At 64.9% G+C, this 18,047-nt stretch carries 15 protein-coding genes; 7 read left to right on the forward strand and 8 right to left on the reverse strand.

Annotated features, from left to right (window positions below; all coding sequences use genetic code 11):
• The first annotated feature begins 84 nt into the window (after positions 1-84).
• The 3 genes from F3H96_RS00860 to F3H96_RS00870 all read left to right on the forward strand — a co-directional run bounded on the left by F3H96_RS00860 (position 85) and on the right by F3H96_RS00870 (position 4,395).
• A complete protein-coding gene (locus tag F3H96_RS00860) occupies positions 85-2,460 on the forward strand; it encodes an aldehyde dehydrogenase family protein (RefSeq protein ID WP_149790049.1) in 2,376 nt (791 codons plus the stop codon).
• 186 nt (positions 2,461-2,646) lie between these two features.
• Positions 2,647-3,378 carry an SDR family oxidoreductase gene (locus F3H96_RS00865; protein ID WP_149790050.1) on the forward strand — a complete coding sequence of 244 codons (732 nt, stop codon included), beginning with the start codon at positions 2,647-2,649 and terminating at the stop codon, positions 3,376-3,378.
• Between the two features lie 171 nt (positions 3,379-3,549).
• Positions 3,550-4,395 (forward strand): fumarylacetoacetate hydrolase family protein, encoded by an 846-nt coding sequence (locus tag F3H96_RS00870; protein ID WP_149790051.1) that lies wholly within the window; start codon positions 3,550-3,552, stop codon positions 4,393-4,395.
• 204 nt (positions 4,396-4,599) lie between these two features.
• On the opposite strand, the gene F3H96_RS00875 is transcribed toward F3H96_RS00870, so the two are convergent.
• The 6 genes from F3H96_RS00875 to F3H96_RS00900 form a co-directional block, all read right to left on the reverse strand.
• Positions 4,600-5,598, reverse strand: coding sequence for an ABC transporter ATP-binding protein (locus tag F3H96_RS00875; RefSeq protein WP_149790052.1), 999 nt, complete (start codon positions 5,596-5,598; stop codon positions 4,600-4,602).
• 15 nt (positions 5,599-5,613) lie between these two features.
• Positions 5,614-6,675 (reverse strand): Gfo/Idh/MocA family oxidoreductase, encoded by a 1,062-nt coding sequence (locus F3H96_RS00880; protein ID WP_149790053.1) that lies wholly within the window; start codon positions 6,673-6,675, stop codon positions 5,614-5,616.
• 78 nt (positions 6,676-6,753) lie between these two features.
• Positions 6,754-7,593, reverse strand: coding sequence for a carbohydrate ABC transporter permease (locus F3H96_RS00885; protein ID WP_149790054.1), 840 nt, complete (start codon positions 7,591-7,593; stop codon positions 6,754-6,756).
• Positions 7,594-7,601: 8 nt separating this feature from the next.
• Positions 7,602-8,531 (reverse strand): sugar ABC transporter permease, encoded by a 930-nt coding sequence (locus F3H96_RS00890; RefSeq protein ID WP_149790055.1) that lies wholly within the window; start codon positions 8,529-8,531, stop codon positions 7,602-7,604.
• Positions 8,532-8,749: 218 nt separating this feature from the next.
• Positions 8,750-10,009 (reverse strand): ABC transporter substrate-binding protein, encoded by a 1,260-nt coding sequence (locus tag F3H96_RS00895; RefSeq protein WP_149790056.1) that lies wholly within the window; start codon positions 10,007-10,009, stop codon positions 8,750-8,752.
• A gap of 53 nt (positions 10,010-10,062) precedes the next feature.
• Positions 10,063-10,971: an N-acetylmuramic acid 6-phosphate etherase gene (locus F3H96_RS00900; RefSeq protein ID WP_149790057.1), complete on the reverse strand. Its 909-nt coding sequence runs from the start codon at positions 10,969-10,971 to the stop codon at positions 10,063-10,065.
• Between the two features lie 200 nt (positions 10,972-11,171).
• On the opposite strand from F3H96_RS00900, the gene F3H96_RS00905 reads away from it, so the two are divergent.
• The 4 genes from F3H96_RS00905 to nagA all read left to right on the forward strand — a co-directional run bounded on the left by F3H96_RS00905 (position 11,172) and on the right by nagA (position 15,105).
• Complete coding sequence (locus tag F3H96_RS00905; protein WP_149790058.1) at positions 11,172-12,053, forward strand: N-acetylglucosamine kinase; 882 nt, start codon at positions 11,172-11,174, stop codon at positions 12,051-12,053.
• Positions 12,054-12,143: 90 nt separating this feature from the next.
• Positions 12,144-12,923 (forward strand): GntR family transcriptional regulator, encoded by a 780-nt coding sequence (locus F3H96_RS00910; RefSeq protein WP_149790059.1) that lies wholly within the window; start codon positions 12,144-12,146, stop codon positions 12,921-12,923.
• On the forward strand, positions 12,920-13,951 hold the full coding sequence (locus F3H96_RS00915) for an SIS domain-containing protein (RefSeq protein ID WP_149790060.1): 1,032 nt from the start codon (positions 12,920-12,922) through the stop codon (positions 13,949-13,951). Before F3H96_RS00910 ends, F3H96_RS00915 begins: the two co-directional genes overlap by 4 nt.
• Positions 13,948-15,105 carry an N-acetylglucosamine-6-phosphate deacetylase gene (nagA, locus tag F3H96_RS00920; RefSeq protein WP_149790061.1) on the forward strand — a complete coding sequence of 386 codons (1,158 nt, stop codon included), beginning with the start codon at positions 13,948-13,950 and terminating at the stop codon, positions 15,103-15,105. Before F3H96_RS00915 ends, nagA begins: the two co-directional genes overlap by 4 nt.
• A gap of 199 nt (positions 15,106-15,304) precedes the next feature.
• On the opposite strand, the gene F3H96_RS00925 is transcribed toward nagA, so the two are convergent.
• Together F3H96_RS00925 and F3H96_RS00930 are read right to left on the reverse strand one after the other, a co-directional pair.
• Complete coding sequence (locus tag F3H96_RS00925; RefSeq protein ID WP_149790062.1) at positions 15,305-16,846, reverse strand: malonyl-CoA synthase; 1,542 nt, start codon at positions 16,844-16,846, stop codon at positions 15,305-15,307.
• Between the two features lie 212 nt (positions 16,847-17,058).
• A complete protein-coding gene (locus F3H96_RS00930; protein WP_149790063.1) occupies positions 17,059-17,805 on the reverse strand; it encodes a GntR family transcriptional regulator in 747 nt (248 codons plus the stop codon).
• Positions 17,806-18,047 lie beyond the last annotated feature (242 nt).

Genomic DNA, 18,047 nt, shown 5'->3' on the forward strand with positions numbered 1-18,047 from the left:
TCTCCCCCCTTGTGGGGGAGATGTCCGGCAGGACAGAGGGGGGCGCGAAGGAATGCCTCCCAGGACAATTATGCGGAGCTGCCCATGAACATCCTCGAACGCTATCACGCCATGGAATACGGTCCGGCGCCGGAAGCCCGCAACGAGGCCGATGCCTGGCTTGCCGGTCGCGACTTTTCGAAAGCGCTGTTCATCGATGGCGCCTGGAAGGCTGCGGCAAGCGGCAAGACCTTTGACACCAGCGAGCCGTCCTCCGGCAAGCTGCTCGCCAAGGTCTCGGATGCCGGCGCCGCCGACATCGATGCCGCGGTCGCGGCCGCCGCCAAGGCGCTGCCGAAATGGTCGGCGTCCTCAGGGTACGCGAGAGCAAAAGTGCTTTACGCCATCGGCCGCGCCATGCAGCGCCACCAGCGCCTGTTCGCGGTGCTGGAATCGATCGACAACGGCAAGCCGATCCGCGAGAGCCGCGACATCGACGTGCCGCTGGCGATCCGCCATTTCATCCACCATGCCGGCTGGGCGCAGACGTTGGAAAAGGACTTTCCCGATCACAAGCCGGTCGGCGTCGTCGGCCAGGTCATCCCGTGGAACTTCCCGCTGCTGATGCTGGCCTGGAAGATCGCGCCGGCCTTGGCTGCCGGCTGCACGGTGGTGCTGAAGCCGGCCGAGTTCACGCCGCTCACCGCCATCCTGTTCGCCGAGATCTGCGAGCGAGCCGGCGTGCCGAAAGGCGTCGTCAACATCGTCCAGGGCGGTCCTGAGGCTGGTGCGGCCATCGTCAATCATCCCGGTGTCCAGAAGATCGCCTTCACCGGCTCTTCCGAGGTCGGCAAGATCATCCGCAAGGCGACGGCCGGCTCGGGCAAGAAACTGTCGCTGGAGCTCGGCGGCAAATCGGCCTTCATCGTCTTCGAGGACGCCGATCTCGACAGCGCCGTCGAAGGGCTGGTCGACGGCATCTGGTTCAACCAGGGCCAGGTCTGCTGCGCCGGCTCGCGCTTGTTGGTGCAGGAAGGCATAGCGGAAGCCTTCATCGCCAAGGTCAAGGTCAGGATGGGCCGGCTGCGTGTCGGCAGCCCGCTCGACAAGAACACCGATATCGGTCCGCTGGTCGACTTGACCCAGCTCGACCGCGTCAAGGGCCTGATCGCGGAGGGCGCGAAACAGGGCGCGGTCTGCTGGCAGCCGGACGCCCCCTTGCCGGCAACCGGCTACTATCATCTGCCGACGCTCGCAACAGGTGTTTCGCCGGCTAACATTCTGGCGCAGGAAGAAGTCTTCGGTCCGGTGCTGGCGACGATGAGCTTCCGCAACACCGAGGAAGCGATCGAACTGGCCAACAACACGCGCTACGGCCTCGCCGCTTCGGTGTGGAGCGAAAACGTCAACCTTGCTCTGCACGTCGCGCCGCAATTGAAGGCCGGCGTCGTCTGGGTCAACGGCACCAACATGTTCGACGCCGCCTGCGGCTTCGGCGGCTACCGCGAAAGCGGCTTCGGCCGCGAAGGCGGCCGCGAAGGCATGTTTGAATATCTGGCGGTCAAGCTGCCCGTCGGCCCGGTCATCAAGCCGGCCGCGGGCGGTTCTGCCCAGCCGGTCGAGCAGGCTGACGGCACGGCGATCGACCGCACCGCGAAGCTGTTCATCGGCGGCAAGCAGGTGCGGCCGGACGGCAATTATTCGCTGGCTGTTGCCACGGCCAAGGGCAAGCTTGCCGGTGAGGTCGGGCTCGGCAACCGCAAGGACATCCGTGATGCGGTCGCCGCTGCTCGTGCGTGCAAAGCCTGGCCGGACGCAACGGCCTACAACCGCAGCCAGGTGCTCTATTATCTGGCCGAAAACCTGTCCGGCCGGGCCGGCGAATTCGCCGACCGCCTCGTCCAGCTCACCGGCGTCACCGCGAAAGCCGCACGAGAGGAAGTCGAACTCTCCATCGAGCGGCTGTTCCTCTATGCCGGCCTCGCTGACAAGTTCGAAGGCCGCGTCCACCAGCCGCCGGCTCGGGCCGTCACTCTGGCGCTGCACGAGCCTGTCGGTGTCGTCGGCATCGTCGCGCCCGACAATCAGCCGCTGCTCGGTTTCATCTCGCTGGCGGTGCCGGCGCTCGCCATGGGCAACACCGTGGTCGCCGTCCCGTCGGAACGTCACCCGCTGCTCGCCACCGATCTCTATCAAGTGATCGAATATTCGGACCTTCCGGCCGGCGCCATAAACATCGTCACCGGCCGCACCGCGGAACTTGCCGGTGTGCTGGCCAAACATGACGACGTCGACGGGCTCTGGGTCTTCGCCGATGCCGACACCTGCGCCAAGGCCGAAGCCGACTCCGTCGGCAACTTGAAGCGCGTGTGGACCGGCAATGGCCACAGCCTCGACTGGGCGTCGAGTGAAGCCGCCGGCGAGGCCTTCCTCCGCCGCGCCATCGAGGTCAAGAATGTCTGGGTTCCGTACGGCGACTGACGCTCGGAGCCCGTATCGCAACGGTGTTCCGTTCGGGCTTGACGCTTGCCGCGGTGTTCTTTAACGAGAAAAAACATCTTTATCTGTGAAGCGGCGGCGCAGACCGCACGAGGCTGGCCATCTGGCGCATGACGCCGCAGCCGGCCATCGATAAGGCGGGCGGACCAGGCAGGCGAGGAGAAAAGCATGGCGGATCTGGCAGGCAAAGTCGTTGTGGTCACCGCCGCGGCACAAGGCATCGGCCGGGCCAGTTCGCTGGCCTTCGCCAAGGCGGGCGCCGTCGTTCACGCCACCGACATCAACGAGCCGCTCCTGGCCGAGCTCGGCAAGACGCCGGGGATCAAGACGCGCAGGCTCGACGTGCTGAACGACGCGGCCGTCGCCTCGGCCTTTGCCGAGATCGGCCCGGTCGATGTCCTTTTCAACTGCGCCGGCTTCGTCCATGGCGGCTCGATCCTCGAAATGAAGGACGAGGAGCTCGATTTCGCGCTCAACCTCAATGTCCGCTCGATGATCCGCACCATCCGCGCCGTGCTGCCCGGCATGCTGGAGCGCGGCGACGGTTCGATCATCAACATGGCCTCGCTGGCGAGCTCGCAGAAAGGCGTGCCGAGCCGTTTCGTCTACGGGCTGACCAAGGCGGCGGTCGTCGGCCTGACCAAGGCGGTCGCCGCCGACTATGTCGCCAAAGGCATTCGCTGCAATGCCATCTGCCCGGGCACCGTCGAGAGCCCGTCGCTGCAGGACCGCATGCATGCCCAGGGCGATTATGAGGCGGCGCGCGCGGCCTTCATCGCCCGCCAGCCGATGGGCCGGCTCGGCACGCCGGAAGAGATCGCCGATCTCGCCGTCTACCTGGCGGGTGCGACCTACACCTCTGGGCAGGCCTATAACATCGACGGCGGCTGGTCGATCTGACGGCAGGCCGGCAAGAGCTGCCGGCGATCGGATCGAAGCGTCTGAAAATCTCGCTGATCGGATGGCCATAAGGGTGGGACTTGCTTGCAGCGGACGGGGTCGACGACTAGGGTCCGCTGGCTTTGACGGGAATTTGCAAACGGCCATTGGCCGCAAGGTGGAGAAGTTGACATGAAGTTGTTGCGCTATGGCGAAGCTGGCAGCGAAAAGCCCGGCCTGCTCGATCAGGACGGGACGATCCGCGACCTTTCGGCCTATGTCGCCGACATCGCCGGCACAACGCTTCATCCGGCCTCGCTGGAGATGCTGTCGAAGCTCGATCCGAAGTCGCTGCCGCCGGTCGCCGGCAAGCCGCGCACGGGCGCCTGCGTCGCCGGCACGGGGAAATTCATCTGCATCGGCCTCAACTATTCCGACCACGCCGCCGAGACCGGCGCCACCGTGCCGCCGGAGCCGATCATCTTCATGAAGGCAAGCTCGGCCATCGTCGGGCCGGATGACGACGTGCTGATCCCGCGCGGCTCGGTCAAGACCGACTGGGAGGTCGAGCTTGGCGTCGTCATCGGCAAGACGGCGAAGTACGTCTCAGAGGACGACGCGCTGGATTATGTCGCCGGCTATTGCGTCGCACATGACGTGTCCGAACGCGCCTTCCAGGCCGAGCGCCAGGGCCAGTGGACCAAGGGCAAGTCCTGCGACACCTTCGGCCCGATCGGCCCGTGGCTGGTGACCAAGGACGAGATCGCCGACCCGCAGAACCTCAAGATGTGGCTGACGGTCAACGGCAAGACCATGCAGAACGGCTCGACCAAGACCATGGTCTACGGTGTGAGATACCTGGTCTCCTATCTCAGCCAGTTCATGTCGCTGCACGCCGGCGACATCATCTCCACCGGCACGCCGCCCGGCGTCGGCCTCGGCATGAAGCCGCCGGTGTTCCTGAAGGCCGGCGACGTGGTGGAGCTCGGCATCGAAGGCATGGGCCAGCAGAAGCAGACGTTCAGGGCGGACGAGTAGCGCCGACCTCGCCTTCTCCCCTTGTTGTGGGAGAAGGTGGCCGCGAAGCGGCCGGATGAGGGGTGTTGGAAGGATCTCGGGCGCGGCAAGATTAAGCGCCCGGGGTCCTTGAATCTTGAGGCGGCATTCCGCTGGAGCACCCCTCATCCGTCTCGGCGCCGCGCGCCGATCCACCTTCTCCCACAAGGGGAAAAGGTAAAGGCGCTACTTCAAAACCCTTCCATCCGCCCCGAACCGATACGTCTTTGCCGCATCCGGTGTCGCGTAAAGCGTCGCGCCCGGCTCGGCATTGTAGACGCCGAAGATGCGCACGGTGACCAGCCCGGCCTTGTCGCAGTCGAGATAGAGGTTGGTGTCGGCGCCGAGATGCTCGGCATGCACCACCGTACCTTTCCAGGCACCGGATTTCGTGTCGACGGTGAGGTGTTCCGGACGCACGCCGATCGTCTTGGCCGTCTCGCCCAGCTTGGCGCCATCGATGAAATTCATCTTCGGCGAGCCGATGAAACCGGCCACGAATTCATTGGCCGGCGCATTGTAGAGCTCCATCGGGCTGCCGATCTGCTCGATGCGGCCGGCGTTGAGCACGACGATCTTGTCGGCCAGCGTCATCGCCTCGACCTGGTCGTGGGTGACGTAGATCATCGTCGCCTTCAGCCGCCGGTGCAGCTGTGCGATCTCGAGGCGGGTGTTGACGCGCAGCGCGGCGTCGAGGTTCGACAGCGGCTCGTCGAACAGAAAAAGCTTCGGCTCGCGCACCACGGCGCGGCCGATGGCGACGCGCTGGCGCTGGCCGCCGGATAGTTCCGCCGGCCGGCGTTCGAGATAGGGCTCGAGCGACAGCATCGCCGAAGCGATCTTGATGCGCCGCTCGATCTCGGCCGCGGGCGTGCCGGCCTGCTTCAAGCCGAGCCCCATATTGTTCTTCACCGTCAGGTGCGGGTAGAGCGCATAGGTCTGGAACACCATTGCGATGCCGCGTTTTGCGGGCGGCGTAACCGAGACGTCGGCGCCGTCGATCAGCACGCGGCCTGAGGTCGAATCCTCCAGTCCGGCAATCACGCGCAGCAGCGTCGACTTTCCGCAGCCGGACGGGCCGACAAAGACGACGAATTCGCCGTTGTTGACCGCGAGATCGATGCCCTTCAGCACCTCGACCGGCCCAAACGCCTTCTTCACATTCTCGATCTTCAGCGAGCCCACGGCTTCGTCCTTGTTCTAGAGTTTGATTGGGGCGCCGCTACGCACGCTCTCGTCGGCGGCCAGGCACACGGCAAGCGACTTCACCGCGTCGTCCATGTGGCGCGTCAGGTCGATATCCTCGCGGATGGCCCTGAGCAGGAAGGCCTGTTCGAGGTCGCAGAGCTCCTGATGTCCCGGCTCGCCCTCCATCGACAGCATCTCGTCCTGCTTGGCGAATTTGCCGTCCGCTCCGATTGCCGCGCTATGCAGGCGAATTGTCGAGGTCTTGGTGTGGGTGTCGATGTCGTCGGACTTCACGCCTTCCTTCATGACGATCGACACGCAGCCATTGGGCGACATCACGTCCTTCACGAAGAAGGCCGTCTCCGAGATCATCGGCCCCCAGGCGGCCTCGTACCAGCCGACCGAGCCGTCCTCGAACAGCACCTGGAGATGGCCGTAATTGTACATCGAGGGGGCAATCTCGTCGCTCAGCCGGACCCCCATGCCGCGCACCTCGACGGGTCTCGCGTCGGTGATCTGCAGCATCACATCGAGATAGTGCACGCCGCAGTCGACGATCGGCGAGGTCGTCTGCATCAGCTGCTTGTGCGTCCCCCAGGTGTGGCCGGAGGATTGCTGGTTGAGGTTCATGCGAAACACGTAAGGGCCGCCGAGCTTGCGCGCCTCGGCGATCAGCCGCACCCAGGACGGGTGGTGGCGCAGGATATAGCCGATCACCAGCTTCTTGCCATTGGCTTTGGCGGCATCGACGACGCGCTGCGCGTCCGCCACCGTCGTCGCCAGCGGCTTCTCGACGAAGACATGGCAGCCGGCCTCGAACGCCCTGATCGCATAGTCGGCATGGCTGTCGGAATAGGTGGCGATGGCAGCGACGTCCGGCTTCTCGTCGCGCAACGCATCCTCGAAGGAACGCCGGATGCCATAACGCCCAAGCCCGTCCGGCAGCGGCACGTCGGAGCGATTGACGAGCGCCGCGATCTCGAAGCCCGGATTGCTATGGTAAGCCAGCGCATGGCTGCGGCCCATATTGCCGAGGCCGGCGACGACGACGCGAAGGGGTGGTTTATCGCTCACCTGACTACTCCAGATGTCTCAGATTCTCTTGAGAGGGTGGGGTGGAGTGCAGCCCTGCGAACAATTGGCGGTCCTCACTCACTTCACCGCTCCCGACGTGATGCCGCGGATCAGCTGCCGCGAGAAGATGACATAGAGGATCAGCACCGGCAGGATCGCCAGCGAGAGCGCGGCCAGGATGGCGTTCCAGTTGGTGACGAACTGGCCGAGGAAGAGCTGGGCGCCGAGCGTCACCGTCTTGGTTTCTTCCGACGGCGCCAGGATCAGCGGGAACCACAGGTCGTTCCAGATCGGGATCATGGTGAAGACGGCGACGGTCGCCATCGATGGCCTGACCAGCGGCAGCACCAGCCGGAAGAAGATCGTGTATTCCGACAGCCCGTCGATGCGGCCGGCATTCTTCAGATCGTCGGACACCTGCTTCATGAATTCCGACAGGATGAAGATGGCCAGCGGCAGGCCTTGCGCGGTGTAGACCAGGATCAGCGCCGTCAATGTGTTGACCAGCCCGGTCGCCACCATCAATTGCAGGATGGCGACGGTGCCGAGGCGGATCGGGATCATGATGCCGAGCGCCAGGTAAAGCCCCATCATCGTGTTGCCGCGGAAGCGGTATTCCGACAGCGCGAAGGCAGCCATCGCGCCGAACAGCAGCACGAAGAACAGCGAGGCGACGGTGACGACGAGACTGTTCTGGAAATAGTGGATGAAATCGCCCTGGCCGATCACGGTCGTATAGCCGATCAGGTCGAAGGTCTTTGGCGTCGGCGGGGTCAGCGGCGCGCCGAAAATGCCCGCGCGAGACTTGAACGAGTTCAGGATGACCAGGATCACCGGAAACAGCGCGATCGCCGTGTAGGTCAACAGGACCGCGTGGGCGCCGATGGTGCGGGGAAGCGAGTGGGTGGCTGTGCTCATGTCGCGCCTCAGAACTGGTAGCGACGCAGGCGCGTCTGCACGAGGAACAGGTAGACGCAGACGCCGCCGAGGATGATCAGGAACATCATCGTGGCGATCGCCGCGCCCATGTTGGGGTCGCCGACCTGCAACTGGAAACCGAAGAAGGCGCGGTAGAGGAAGGTGCCGAGAATGTCGGTCGAATAGTTCGGACCGGCCAATGCCCCTTGCGCCGTGTAGATCAGGTCGAAGGCGTTGAAATTGCCGACGAAGGTCAGGATCGAGATGATGCCGATCGAAGGCAGGATCAGCGGCAGCTTGATCTTCCAGAACTGCGCCATGCCGGTGACGCCGTCGCATTCGGCCGCCTCGATCACCTCGTCGGGGATCGACAGCAGCGCCGCATAGATCAGCATCATCGGGATGCCGACGAACTGCCAGACCGAGACGAGGCTGAGCGCGGTCAGTGCATACTGCTCCTTGCCGAGCCACGGCGTGAAAAAGCTCTTCAATCCGACGAAATCCATCAGATGCGGCGCCACGCCCCAGATCGGCGACAGGATCAGCTTCCAGGCGAAGCCGACGATGACGAAGGACAGGATCGTCGGCACGAAGATCGCGGTGCGGTAGAAGGCGGCAAAGCGCAGCCGCGGACTGGACAAAAGCGCCGCCAGCAACACGCCGATCGGGTTCTGCACCAGCATGTGGATGATGAAGAACCAGACGTTGTTGCGCAGCGCATTCCAGAAATTCACCGACCAGTTGGGATCGCCGAACAGCATGCGGAAATTGCTCAAGCCCACGAACACCTGGCTCTGCTCGATGTTTCGGAACAAGGAGAGCTGCAGCGTGCCGGCGAGCGGCAGGATCATGATGGCCGTGTAGACGAGCACCGCAGGCGCCAGGAACACGGCGATGTGCCAGCGTATCGGTCTTTTCGGTCGTGGTTCTGCGGCCATGAGTTCGGTCCCCCGCCGTCTCTCGGTTCCAGGTCGGATGATGCTAGTTGATGCCTCGATGCGCGGCCTGATCGTCCCCTTCAGAGGGCAGACAAGGCCAGCGACAGATCGGCTCCGTCTTCCCCGCAAAAGGGTAAGACCGAGAGGCGGCGCCGACAATCGCTATCTGGGACTGTTTGAGTGCCGGCCGGGCTCGCGCCCGGCCGGCATCAGCGTGCTTACTTCGCCGGCTTGTACCAGCTGTCGAGGCCGTCCTGCAGTTTCTTGGCCGCGGCTTCCGGCGTGTCGGTGCCGTTGATCACATTGGCCGATTCAACCCAGGTCTCGTTCTCGAGGTTCGGCGTGCCGCGCGACAGGATCTGGTAGGTCGAGCGGATCGTCGACTTGCACTTGCCGCGCCAGGAGACGAATTCCTGCGCCAGCGGGTCTTCCATCTTCACCGGCGTGCTGTTCAGGCTGAAGAAGCCAGGCAGCGCGTTGGCGTAGATGGTGGCGAAGTCGGGCGAAGCGACCCATGACAGAAACTTCTTGGCTTCTTCCGGATGCTTCGATGCCGCGTTCAGGCCCATGCCGATGTCGGTATGGTCGGAGATGTAGCAGGTGTCGCCAGCCTTCTGCACGGGCGGCGGGAAGGCGCCCATCTTGAACTGCGCCTGGGTGTTGAACAGGCCGATCTCCCACGAGCCGGCCGGATAGATGGCGGCACGGCCGAGCGTGAACAGGTTCTGGCTGTCCGGATAGGTCTGCGCCTCGAAGCCGTCGCCGAGATAAGGCTTCCACTTGGCCAGTTCCTTGTAGGGCGCGACCCAGTCGGCATCGGTCAGCTTCTGCTCGCCCTTGATCAGCGCCTGGCGGCCTTCCTCGCCCTTCCAATAGTTCGGGCCGATATTCTGATAGCCCATGGTCGCGGCTTCCCAGAGGTCCTTCGTGCCCATGGCCATCGGAATGTAGGTGCCGTCCGCTTTGATCTTGTCGAGCACGGCGTAGAACTCGTCGACCGTGGTCGGCACCTTGAGGCCGAGCTTGTCGAAGGCGTCCTTGTTGTAGATGAAACCATGGATGACCGAAGCCATCGGCACGCAGAAGCTCGACTTGCCGTCGTCGGTCTGCCAGGCGGCCTTGGCGACCGGCGAGAAGTTGTCCATGCCGGGCAGCGAGGTGAGGTCGGCGAGGTTGCCCTTCTTGAACAATTCGAGCGACTTGTCGAAGGGGCGGCAGGTGATCAGGTCGCCTGCCGAGCCGGCGGCGAGCTTGGCGCCGAGGGCTGCGTCGTACTCGGTCGGGGCCGAGGGCGCGAACACCACCTTGATGCCGGGGTTCTTGGCTTCGAAGGCCGGGATCAGCTTGTCCTTCCAGATGGTCAGGTCGTCGCCGCGCCAGCTTTCGATGTTGAGCGTTACGTCCTCGGCCAGAGCCATCCCGGTGGTGGCGAGGATACTCGTGCCGAGCAGAAGGGCCGTCAGTAGTTTGGTCTTCATCTTCAGTCTCCCTGTTGACCTTTTTCAGGTTCGGTTTTGATGAGAACAGAGGCTCAGCGCCCCTTGCTCCCCTCGATCGCGGAAAGCGCCGGCCTGAGCTTGTGGCCGGTTCCTTCCAGTATCTTCTCGGCCGCGTCGGCGCTGGTGGCGCCTGCGGCGAGCAGAATGGCGGTTTTGACGACGCCACCGCTTTCTTCGAGCAGTCGGGCGGCGTCGTCGCGGCTGCGGCCGCTGATGGCGGCGACCATGCGCACGGCGCGGTCGCGCAGCTTGATGTTGTCGGCGGTGAGGTTGACCATGTAGCCGTCATGGACATGGCCGAGATGGATGGCGGCAAGCGTCGAAAGCATGTTGAGCGCGATCTTCTGCGCGGTGCCGGCACCCATGCGCGTCGAGCCGGCGATCAGCTCCGGCGGCGTTTCAAGCAGGATCGCCACGTCGGCCTGCTTGAACAGCGCGGCGCCCTGGTTGTTGGCGATCGCGATGGTCGCCGCGCCGCGGCGGCGCGCGTCCTGCAGCGCCTGCACCGCATAAGGGGTCGAGCCGCTGGCGGAGACGGCGATCAGGCAGTCGCCCTTACCGATATCGGCTGCCGCAACGGCCGCCGATGCTTCCTCGGTGTCGTCCTCCGGTCCGCCCGCCAGCGCGCGGAAGGCTTCGTCGCCGCCGGCGATCAGGATGGCGATGCGGTCGCGCGCAATGCCGAAGGTGCCGGGCAATTCCAGCGCATCGGCCACCGCCATCAAGCCGGAGCTGCCGGCTGCCGCATAGGCAAGCTTGCCGCCGCTCTTCAGTTGCCTGGCGATGAGTTCAGCGGCGGTGGCGATCGCCGGGATGGCCCCGTGCACGGCCTTGGCGGCCTCGATCTGGGCATTGGCCAGGAACGACAGAATGGCTTCCGGGGCCTGGACATCCAGTCCCTCGGCATTTTGGTGGAGCGCTTCCGTGCGCGTCTCGGCCATCCGTTGTCCTCCAACTGAGGGAACAATACCAAAAAAATACCACTTGTCCACACGCATTAACGCTTTTCGGGCGCCGGAACTCACCTGTCGGCAAATTACCGTGATTTTTCAATAAAATACGGCTTAATCTTTTTTGAAACCGAAATTAACCCTTGGCTATTGGTATTTTATTGGTATTATTGGGATCGAGGAGAAATCGTGTGAACTTCGTACTTGGCATCGATGGCGGCGGCACCAGCTGCAGGGCGGCCCTTGCGACCGTCGACGGTGCTGTCGTCGGCCGTGCCAAGAGCGGCGCCGCCAACATCCGCACCGACCTCACCGGCGCCCGCGCCAACATCGTCGAGGCGGCAAGGCAGGCTTTCCTCGCCGCCGGCAAGGATCCGGAGCTGATCCCGCGGACGCCGGCCATTCTCGGCCTCGCCGGTGCCAATGTCGGCACCTACCGGCAGCAGCTCGAGGCGATCCTGCCTTTCAGCAGGAGCCGTGTCGAAACCGACGCCGAGATCGCGCTTGAAGGCGCGGTCGGTTCCGGCGACGGCGCCATGGCCATTCTGGGCACCGGCACGGCCTATATGGCGCGTAAAGGCGGCAAGTCGCGCGCCATCGGCGGCTGGGGATTCCAGGTCGGCGACCAGGGCAGCGGCGCCCGCATCGGCCGCGACCTGCTCGAACAGACGCTGCTTGCCTATGACGGCATCCGTCCCGGCTCGCCCCTGACGGACGCCATGCTCGCCGTCTTCCGCAACAATCCCGAGGACGTGGTCGAATTCACCACCAACGCCAAGCCTGGCGATTTCGGCGGCTTCGCACCAAAAGTCTTCGAGCATGCCGAAAAGGGCGACCTCGTCGCCAACTGGATCCTCGACAAGGCGGTGGCCGATGTCGAGGCTTCGCTCGGCGCGCTCGATCTTGCCGACGGTGCTCCGCTTTGCCTGCTCGGCGGCTTGGCGCCGCTTTATGCGCCGCGTCTGTCGGCACGCTATCAGGCGCTGCTGAAGGCCCCGCTCGACGATGCGCTCGGCGGCGCTGTCCAAATGGCCGTGCGGATCTTCGCCAGGGGTTCGGAGGCCGCCCGATGAGCGCCGCCGACCAGATCTTCGCCATGCTGCCGGAGGCGTCGCGATGAGCGCCGCCGACAAGATCTTCGCCATGCTGCCGGAGGCGTCGCGATGAGCGCCGCCGACCAGATCTTCGCCATGCTGAAAGAATCCTCGCAGAGCGGCGCGCCGCTTTACCTGCAGCTCAGGCGCAGCATCGAGGAAGCGGTCAATCGTGGCCTGATCGGCCCCGGCGACGCGCTGCCGTCCGAGCGCGACATCGCCAGCAAGGCCGATATCTCGCGTGTCACCGTGCGCAAGGCGGTGCAGGACCTGGTCAAGGGCGGCATCCTCGTCCAGCGCCACGGCTCCGGCACTTTCGTCGCGCCGCGCATGGAGCGCGTCGAGCAATCCCTGTCCCGGCTCACCTCGTTCACCGAGGACATGGCGCGCCGCGGCATGACCGTTCGCTCGGTCTGGCTCGACCGCGGGCTCTATGCCCCGTCGCCGGACGAGATGATGGTGCTTGGCCTGTCTTCGACCGAACTGGTGGCGCGTGTCGCGCGCCTGCGCATCGCCGACGACACGCCGCTGGCGATCGAGCGCGCGGCGCTGTCCGCCAGCGTGCTGCCGGATCCCGAAGCGGTCGGCTCTTCGCTTTATGCGGCGCTCGGCATGACCGGCAATCGCCCGGTGCGCGCCGTGCAGCGTATCTCCGCCACCAATCTTGGCGACGCCGATGCGCGCCTGCTCGAAGTGCCTTCGGGGGTTGCCGGTCTGCAGATCGAGCGCATTTCCTATCTGGCGAGCGGCAAGGTGATCGAGTTCACCCGCTCGGTCTACAGGGGCGACGCCTATGATTTCGTCGCGGAACTCCGGCTGACCGGACCGGGAGAGGAGATCCGCCCATGAGCGCAACCACCACCCATATGCGGCGCGAGATCGATGAGATCCCTGAAGCTGCCGCCCGCTTGCTCGACGGCTCGGCTTCGGTGCTGGCCGAGGCAGGACGCGGCCTGCGCGAGCGCGACCCCCATTTCGTCGTCACCGTGGCGCGCGGCTCGTCCGACCATGCCGCGACCTTCATGAAATACGCCGTGGAGCTGACGGCCGGCCTTGCGGTCGCTTCCGTCGGGCCGTCGATTGCTTCCATCTACGGCGCCAAGCTCAGGCTGCGTGGCTCCGCCTGCCTGGCGATCTCGCAGTCGGGCAAAAGCCCCGACATCGTCACGATGGCCGAAACGGCAAGGGCCGGCGGAGCACTGACCGTCGCCATCACCAATACCGCCGACTCGCCGCTGGCGCGCGCCTCGGACTATTCCATTGATATCCTGGCGGGGCCGGAACGCAGCGTCGCGGCCACCAAGACCTTCGTCAATTCGGCGGTCGCCGGCCTCGCGCTGATGGCGCACGCCACCGACGACCAGTCATTGCTTCGGGCGCTCGCCGGCCTGCCCGGGCATTTCGAAAAGGCGATCGCCTGCGACTGGATGGCGCTCGCCGCGGCGCTGGAAAACCCGCTATCACTGTTCATCCTTGGCCGTGGCCCGTCCTTCGCGATCGCCAGCGAGGCGGCGCTGAAATTCAAGGAGACCTGCGCCATGCATGCAGAGGCCTACAGCGCCGCCGAGGTCATGCATGGGCCGCTGGCGCTGGTCGGGCCGGGGTTCCCGGTTCTGGCGCTTGCCGCCCGCGATGCATCCGAACCCTCGGTCGCCGAGGCGGCTGACGCGTTGACGGCCAAGGGCGCCGCCGCGTTCGTCACGTCCGACAAGGCGAAAGCCGCCAGATTGCTGCCGCATGTCGCGACGGGCCATCCGCTGACCGATCCGCTGCCGCTGATTGTGTCCTTCTACGGCTTCGTCGAGGCCTTCGCCCGCCATCGCGGCCTCGATCCGGATGCGCCGCGCAATTTGCGTAAGGTGACGGAAACCGTATGAGCGACCGTTTCGCACTCACCGGCGCTCGCATCTTCGACGGCGCCGACTGGCATGACAACTCAGCCCTTGTCGTCAATGGTGACGTGGTTGAGGCCATTCTGCCCGTCGGCGCCATTCCGTCCGGCGTTTCGGCGGTCGAGACCGGCGGCGGCCTGCTGGTGCCCGGTTTCGTCGACATCCAGGTCAATGGCGGCGGCGGCGTCATGCTCAACGACCATCCTGATGTCGCCTCCATCGAAACCATCTGCCGTGCGCATGCGCCCTTCGGCACCACGGCGCTGCTGGTGACGCTGATCACCGACACGCCGGCGATCACCGCTGCCGCCATCACCGCCGGCGCCGAGGCGACCCGGGAAAAGGTGCCGGGCTTCCTCGGCCTGCATCTCGAAGGGCCGCATCTCTCGATAGCCCGCAAGGGCGCGCATGATCCGGCGCTGATCCGGCCGATGACGGATGCCGACCAGGCGGCGTTGATCGCGGCGCGCAAAGAGCTTCCCGTGCTGCTCACCACCATCGCGCCGGAATCGGTCGAGCCGGCCCGCGTCGAGGCGCTGGCCAAGGCCGGCGTCGTCGTCAGCCTCGGTCACAGCGACACCGACTATTCGACGGCCAGCGCCTTCGCCGGTGCCGGCGCGACGGTCGTCACGCATCTGTTCAACGCCATGAGCCAGATCGGCAATCGCGAGCCGGGTCTGGCGGGCGCGGCGATCGACACCGGCGGCTTGTACGCCGGCATCATCGCCGACGGCATCCACGTTCATCCCGCGACGATGATCCTTGCGCTGCGCGGCAAGCAGGGGCCAGGCAAGATCGTGCTCGTCACCGACGCCATGGCGACCATCGGCACCGACATGACTTCGTTCACGCTCAACGGGCGCACCATCTACCGCAAGGATGGGAGCCTGAGGCTTGCCGACGGCACGCTGGCCGGCGCCGACCTCGACATGATCTCGGCCGTGCGCTTCGTCCATCGCGTCGTTGGGCTCGAGCTCGACGAGGCCTTGCGCATGGCCTCGCTCTATCCCGCCGAGGCGATCGGCCAGGCCCATCGCCGCGGCCGCTTCGCCAATGGCACCGCCGCCGACATTGTCGCCCTGTCGGAGGACCTGGACGTCAGGAAGGTATGGATCGGCGGCAAGAAGGTGTTTGCGTAGGCCTCGCTGCGACCGGGTCGGAACCCCTCCGGTTTCGTCATCCACGGAGCGGGAGCTCAGCGGGCGCGTAGACCCGAGGATCCATTCCGTGACATCGCCGAAGGGCGCAACGGTGCAGAATTCTCTAACCGTTGCAACGCCTTAGCGTAACGGCATGGATCCTAGGGTCTGCGCGCGTCGCTTCGCTCCTTGCTCCGCCCTAGGATGACGACGCGTTATTATTAGCCGGCTTGGCGTAGATATCCTTGTACATCTCACGCAGCACATTCTTCTGCACCTTGCCCATCGTGTTGCGCGGCAGTTCGTCGACGAAGATCACCTGCTTAGGATGCTTGTATTTCGCCAGCCTTCCGGAGATGGCGGCGATAATGTCGGCGGCGCTGATCGCCGATCCCGGCTTGCGCACCACGACCGCCGTAACACCTTCGCCGAAGTCCGGATGGGCGACGTCGACCACGGCGCTTTCGCTGACTCCGTCGAGCGCGTCGATCTCGCTTTCGATTTCCTTCGGGTAGACGTTGTAGCCGCCCGAGATGATCAGGTCCTTGCCGCGTCCGACGATATGGACATAGCCGTCGGCGTCGATCAGCCCGAGATCGCCGGTGATGAAGAACCCGTCGTCCCGGAATTCCGCTCTGGTTTTCTCCGGCATGCGCCAATAGCCGGCAAAGACGTTCGGTCCCTTGACCTCGATCATGCCAATCTCGCCCTTGGCCAGCGGCTTGGCCGTGTCGGGATCGGTGATGCGCAGCGAGACACCGGGGAAGGGGAAGCCGACCGTGCCGGCGCGCCGCTCGCCGTCATAGGGGTTGGACGTGTTCATGTTGGTCTCGGTCATGCCGTAGCGCTCGAGGATGGCGTGGCCGGTACGCTCGCGCCAGGCCTTGTGCGTCTCGGCGAGCAGCGGCGCCGAGCCGGAGATGAAGACCCGGATGGCCTTGGCCGTGTCGTGGGTCAGGCCGTCCTGCTGCAGCAGCCGCACATAGAAGGTCGGCACGCCCATCAAAGCCGTCGCGCGCGGCATCAGCGACAGGATGCGCGTGGGGTCGAATTTCTGTTCGAACAGCATTTTCGCCCCGGCCATCAGGATGACGTTGGTGGCGACGAACAGGCCGTGCGTGTGGAAGATCGGCAGCGCATGGATGAGCACGTCATCGGTGCTGAAGCGCCAACAATCGACCAGAACGCGGGCATTGGAAGCAAGGTTCTCGTGGCTGAGCATGGCGCCCTTGGAACGGCCGGTCGTGCCGGAAGTGTAGAGGATGGCGGCAAGGTCGTCCGGCCCCCGGGCGACGTCGCTGAATTCCGTCGCCTGCCGCGAAGCCTGGCGGGCAAGCGTTCCCTGCCCGTCGCGGCCGAGCGTGAGCGTCGTGGCGCCGATCGACGCAGCAAGCGATTCGACGCCGGCCAGACGGTCCGGATCGCATACGATCAGTCTCGGCTCGGCGTCGCGGAAGAAATAGTCGAGCTCCGGCAGCGTGTAGGCGGTGTTGAGCGGCAGGAAGACCGCGCCGGCGCGTAAGGATGCGAGATAAAGCAACACCGCCTCCGGGCTTTTCTCGACCTGAACGGCGACCCGGTCGCCGGGCTCGACGCCCGCCTGTGCCAGCGCATGCGCCAGTTGCGCGGACTTGGCCAGCATGTCGCCATAGGTGATCGAACGGCCGTCATCCGTCTCCATCAGCAGTCGGCCGGGCGCCGGCATGCGGGAACGGAAGGCGCCGAAGAGATGATTGGTCATGGAACGTCCTCAGGGCGAACCCGATGGCACAAGCCTCGCCCGAGCGAATACCAGATTTGCTGGCCAGAGCAATTCCGGGAAAACTGCGTGGTCGTTTCCCACCGGAATTGCGTAAACAAAGAGGCGCAATTCCAGGAAAACCGCACAGCGGTTACGCTCGGCGACTTCGCCGTAGCCTTCCGTCGGCAATGCGGCGGAAGGGTTATTGCAAGCTATTTGCGGCTGCGCGCGGTCCTGCCGCCGCCGGCCCTCGGATCATGGCCCTGGGCAAGGCGTTCCATGCACATCGCAGCGGTGAGGCGGTAATGATTGAGCAGCGCCTCGACCGCGCCGTCGGCGTCGCCATCCAGGGCGCGCTCGGCAATGATGCGATGCTCGCCAAGATCGTCGCGTCCCGTTCCCGGCGTGTTTTGCGCGATCAGCCGGTAGCGCGAAGCCTGGTCGGAAAGCTGTTCGCAGAAGCCGATCAGCCAGTGCGAGCGGCAGGCGGCGATCAGCGCGCGGTGGAAGGCCCGGTGCAGTTTCTCCCATTCCGGATTGTTGGTCGAGGGGTCTTCCGGCAGGCGACGCTCGGCGCGCGCCAGGCGGTGCAGAGCCAGCACCAGCTGTTCCTCCCATTCGGCGGTGCGGTGAGCAATCGATTCGCGCAGCGCCCGCTCCTCCAGCCAGCAGCGCGTGCGCGTCAATTCCTCCAGTTCCGCAGCACTGACCGGCATCAGGAAGAAGCCGCGCTGGTCGTGACGACCAAGCAAGCCCTCAGCGGCCAATCGGTTGAGCGCCTCGCGCACCGGCGAGGCGCCGGCGCCATAGCGGGAAACGACCCATTCGACACGCAGCTTGGTTTCAGTTTCCAGCGCCCCGCGCAGCAGGTCTTCGCGGAGTTGCTGGTAGACCGAACTGGCCAGTGTGCCCTTCTTCACACCCTTGCCTTCGCCCGGATCGGCGTTTCCGTATGTCAACTTAACTCCTGTTGCTTGCCCCTGTTTTGCCAGGGCCCCGCGGCGAAGCAATTACCCGTACATGTATCATACAGCTGGGCATTGCCGCCTCAAGCGGAAGATGACGGTATTCGACTTTAAGACAAGGTGGCCGGTCTATTTGGGCGCCAAAGTAAGTCCGTGCAGAAAAAGCTGACGTGCATAGGCAACTTGATACATTGAGCGCCTGTTCAACGGGAGGTCCAACTGCACAACCCCCGCGA

This window comes from Mesorhizobium sp. NFR06 (assembly GCF_900115245.1).
Classification (GTDB): domain Bacteria; phylum Pseudomonadota; class Alphaproteobacteria; order Rhizobiales; family Rhizobiaceae; genus Mesorhizobium.

What these genes read in the sequence shown, in the direction of transcription:
- F3H96_RS00865 (WP_149790050.1), top strand. Translation starts at nt 2,647, where the DNA reads ATGGCGGATCTGGCAGGCAAAGTCGTTGTGGTCACCGCCGCGGCACAA.
- nagA (WP_149790061.1), top strand. Translation starts at nt 13,948, where the DNA reads ATGAGCGACCGTTTCGCACTCACCGGCGCTCGCATCTTCGACGGCGCC.
- F3H96_RS00925 (WP_149790062.1), bottom strand. Translation starts at nt 16,846, where the DNA reads ATGACCAATCATCTCTTCGGCGCCTTCCGTTCCCGCATGCCGGCGCCC.
- F3H96_RS00910 (WP_149790059.1), top strand. Translation starts at nt 12,144, where the DNA reads ATGAGCGCCGCCGACCAGATCTTCGCCATGCTGAAAGAATCCTCGCAG.
- F3H96_RS00890 (WP_149790055.1), bottom strand. Translation starts at nt 8,531, where the DNA reads ATGGCCGCAGAACCACGACCGAAAAGACCGATACGCTGGCACATCGCC.
- F3H96_RS00860 (WP_149790049.1), top strand. Translation starts at nt 85, where the DNA reads ATGAACATCCTCGAACGCTATCACGCCATGGAATACGGTCCGGCGCCG.
- F3H96_RS00895 (WP_149790056.1), bottom strand. Translation starts at nt 10,009, where the DNA reads ATGAAGACCAAACTACTGACGGCCCTTCTGCTCGGCACGAGTATCCTC.
- F3H96_RS00870 (WP_149790051.1), top strand. Translation starts at nt 3,550, where the DNA reads ATGAAGTTGTTGCGCTATGGCGAAGCTGGCAGCGAAAAGCCCGGCCTG.
- F3H96_RS00900 (WP_149790057.1), bottom strand. Translation starts at nt 10,971, where the DNA reads ATGGCCGAGACGCGCACGGAAGCGCTCCACCAAAATGCCGAGGGACTG.
- F3H96_RS00915 (WP_149790060.1), top strand. Translation starts at nt 12,920, where the DNA reads ATGAGCGCAACCACCACCCATATGCGGCGCGAGATCGATGAGATCCCT.
- F3H96_RS00885 (WP_149790054.1), bottom strand. Translation starts at nt 7,593, where the DNA reads ATGAGCACAGCCACCCACTCGCTTCCCCGCACCATCGGCGCCCACGCG.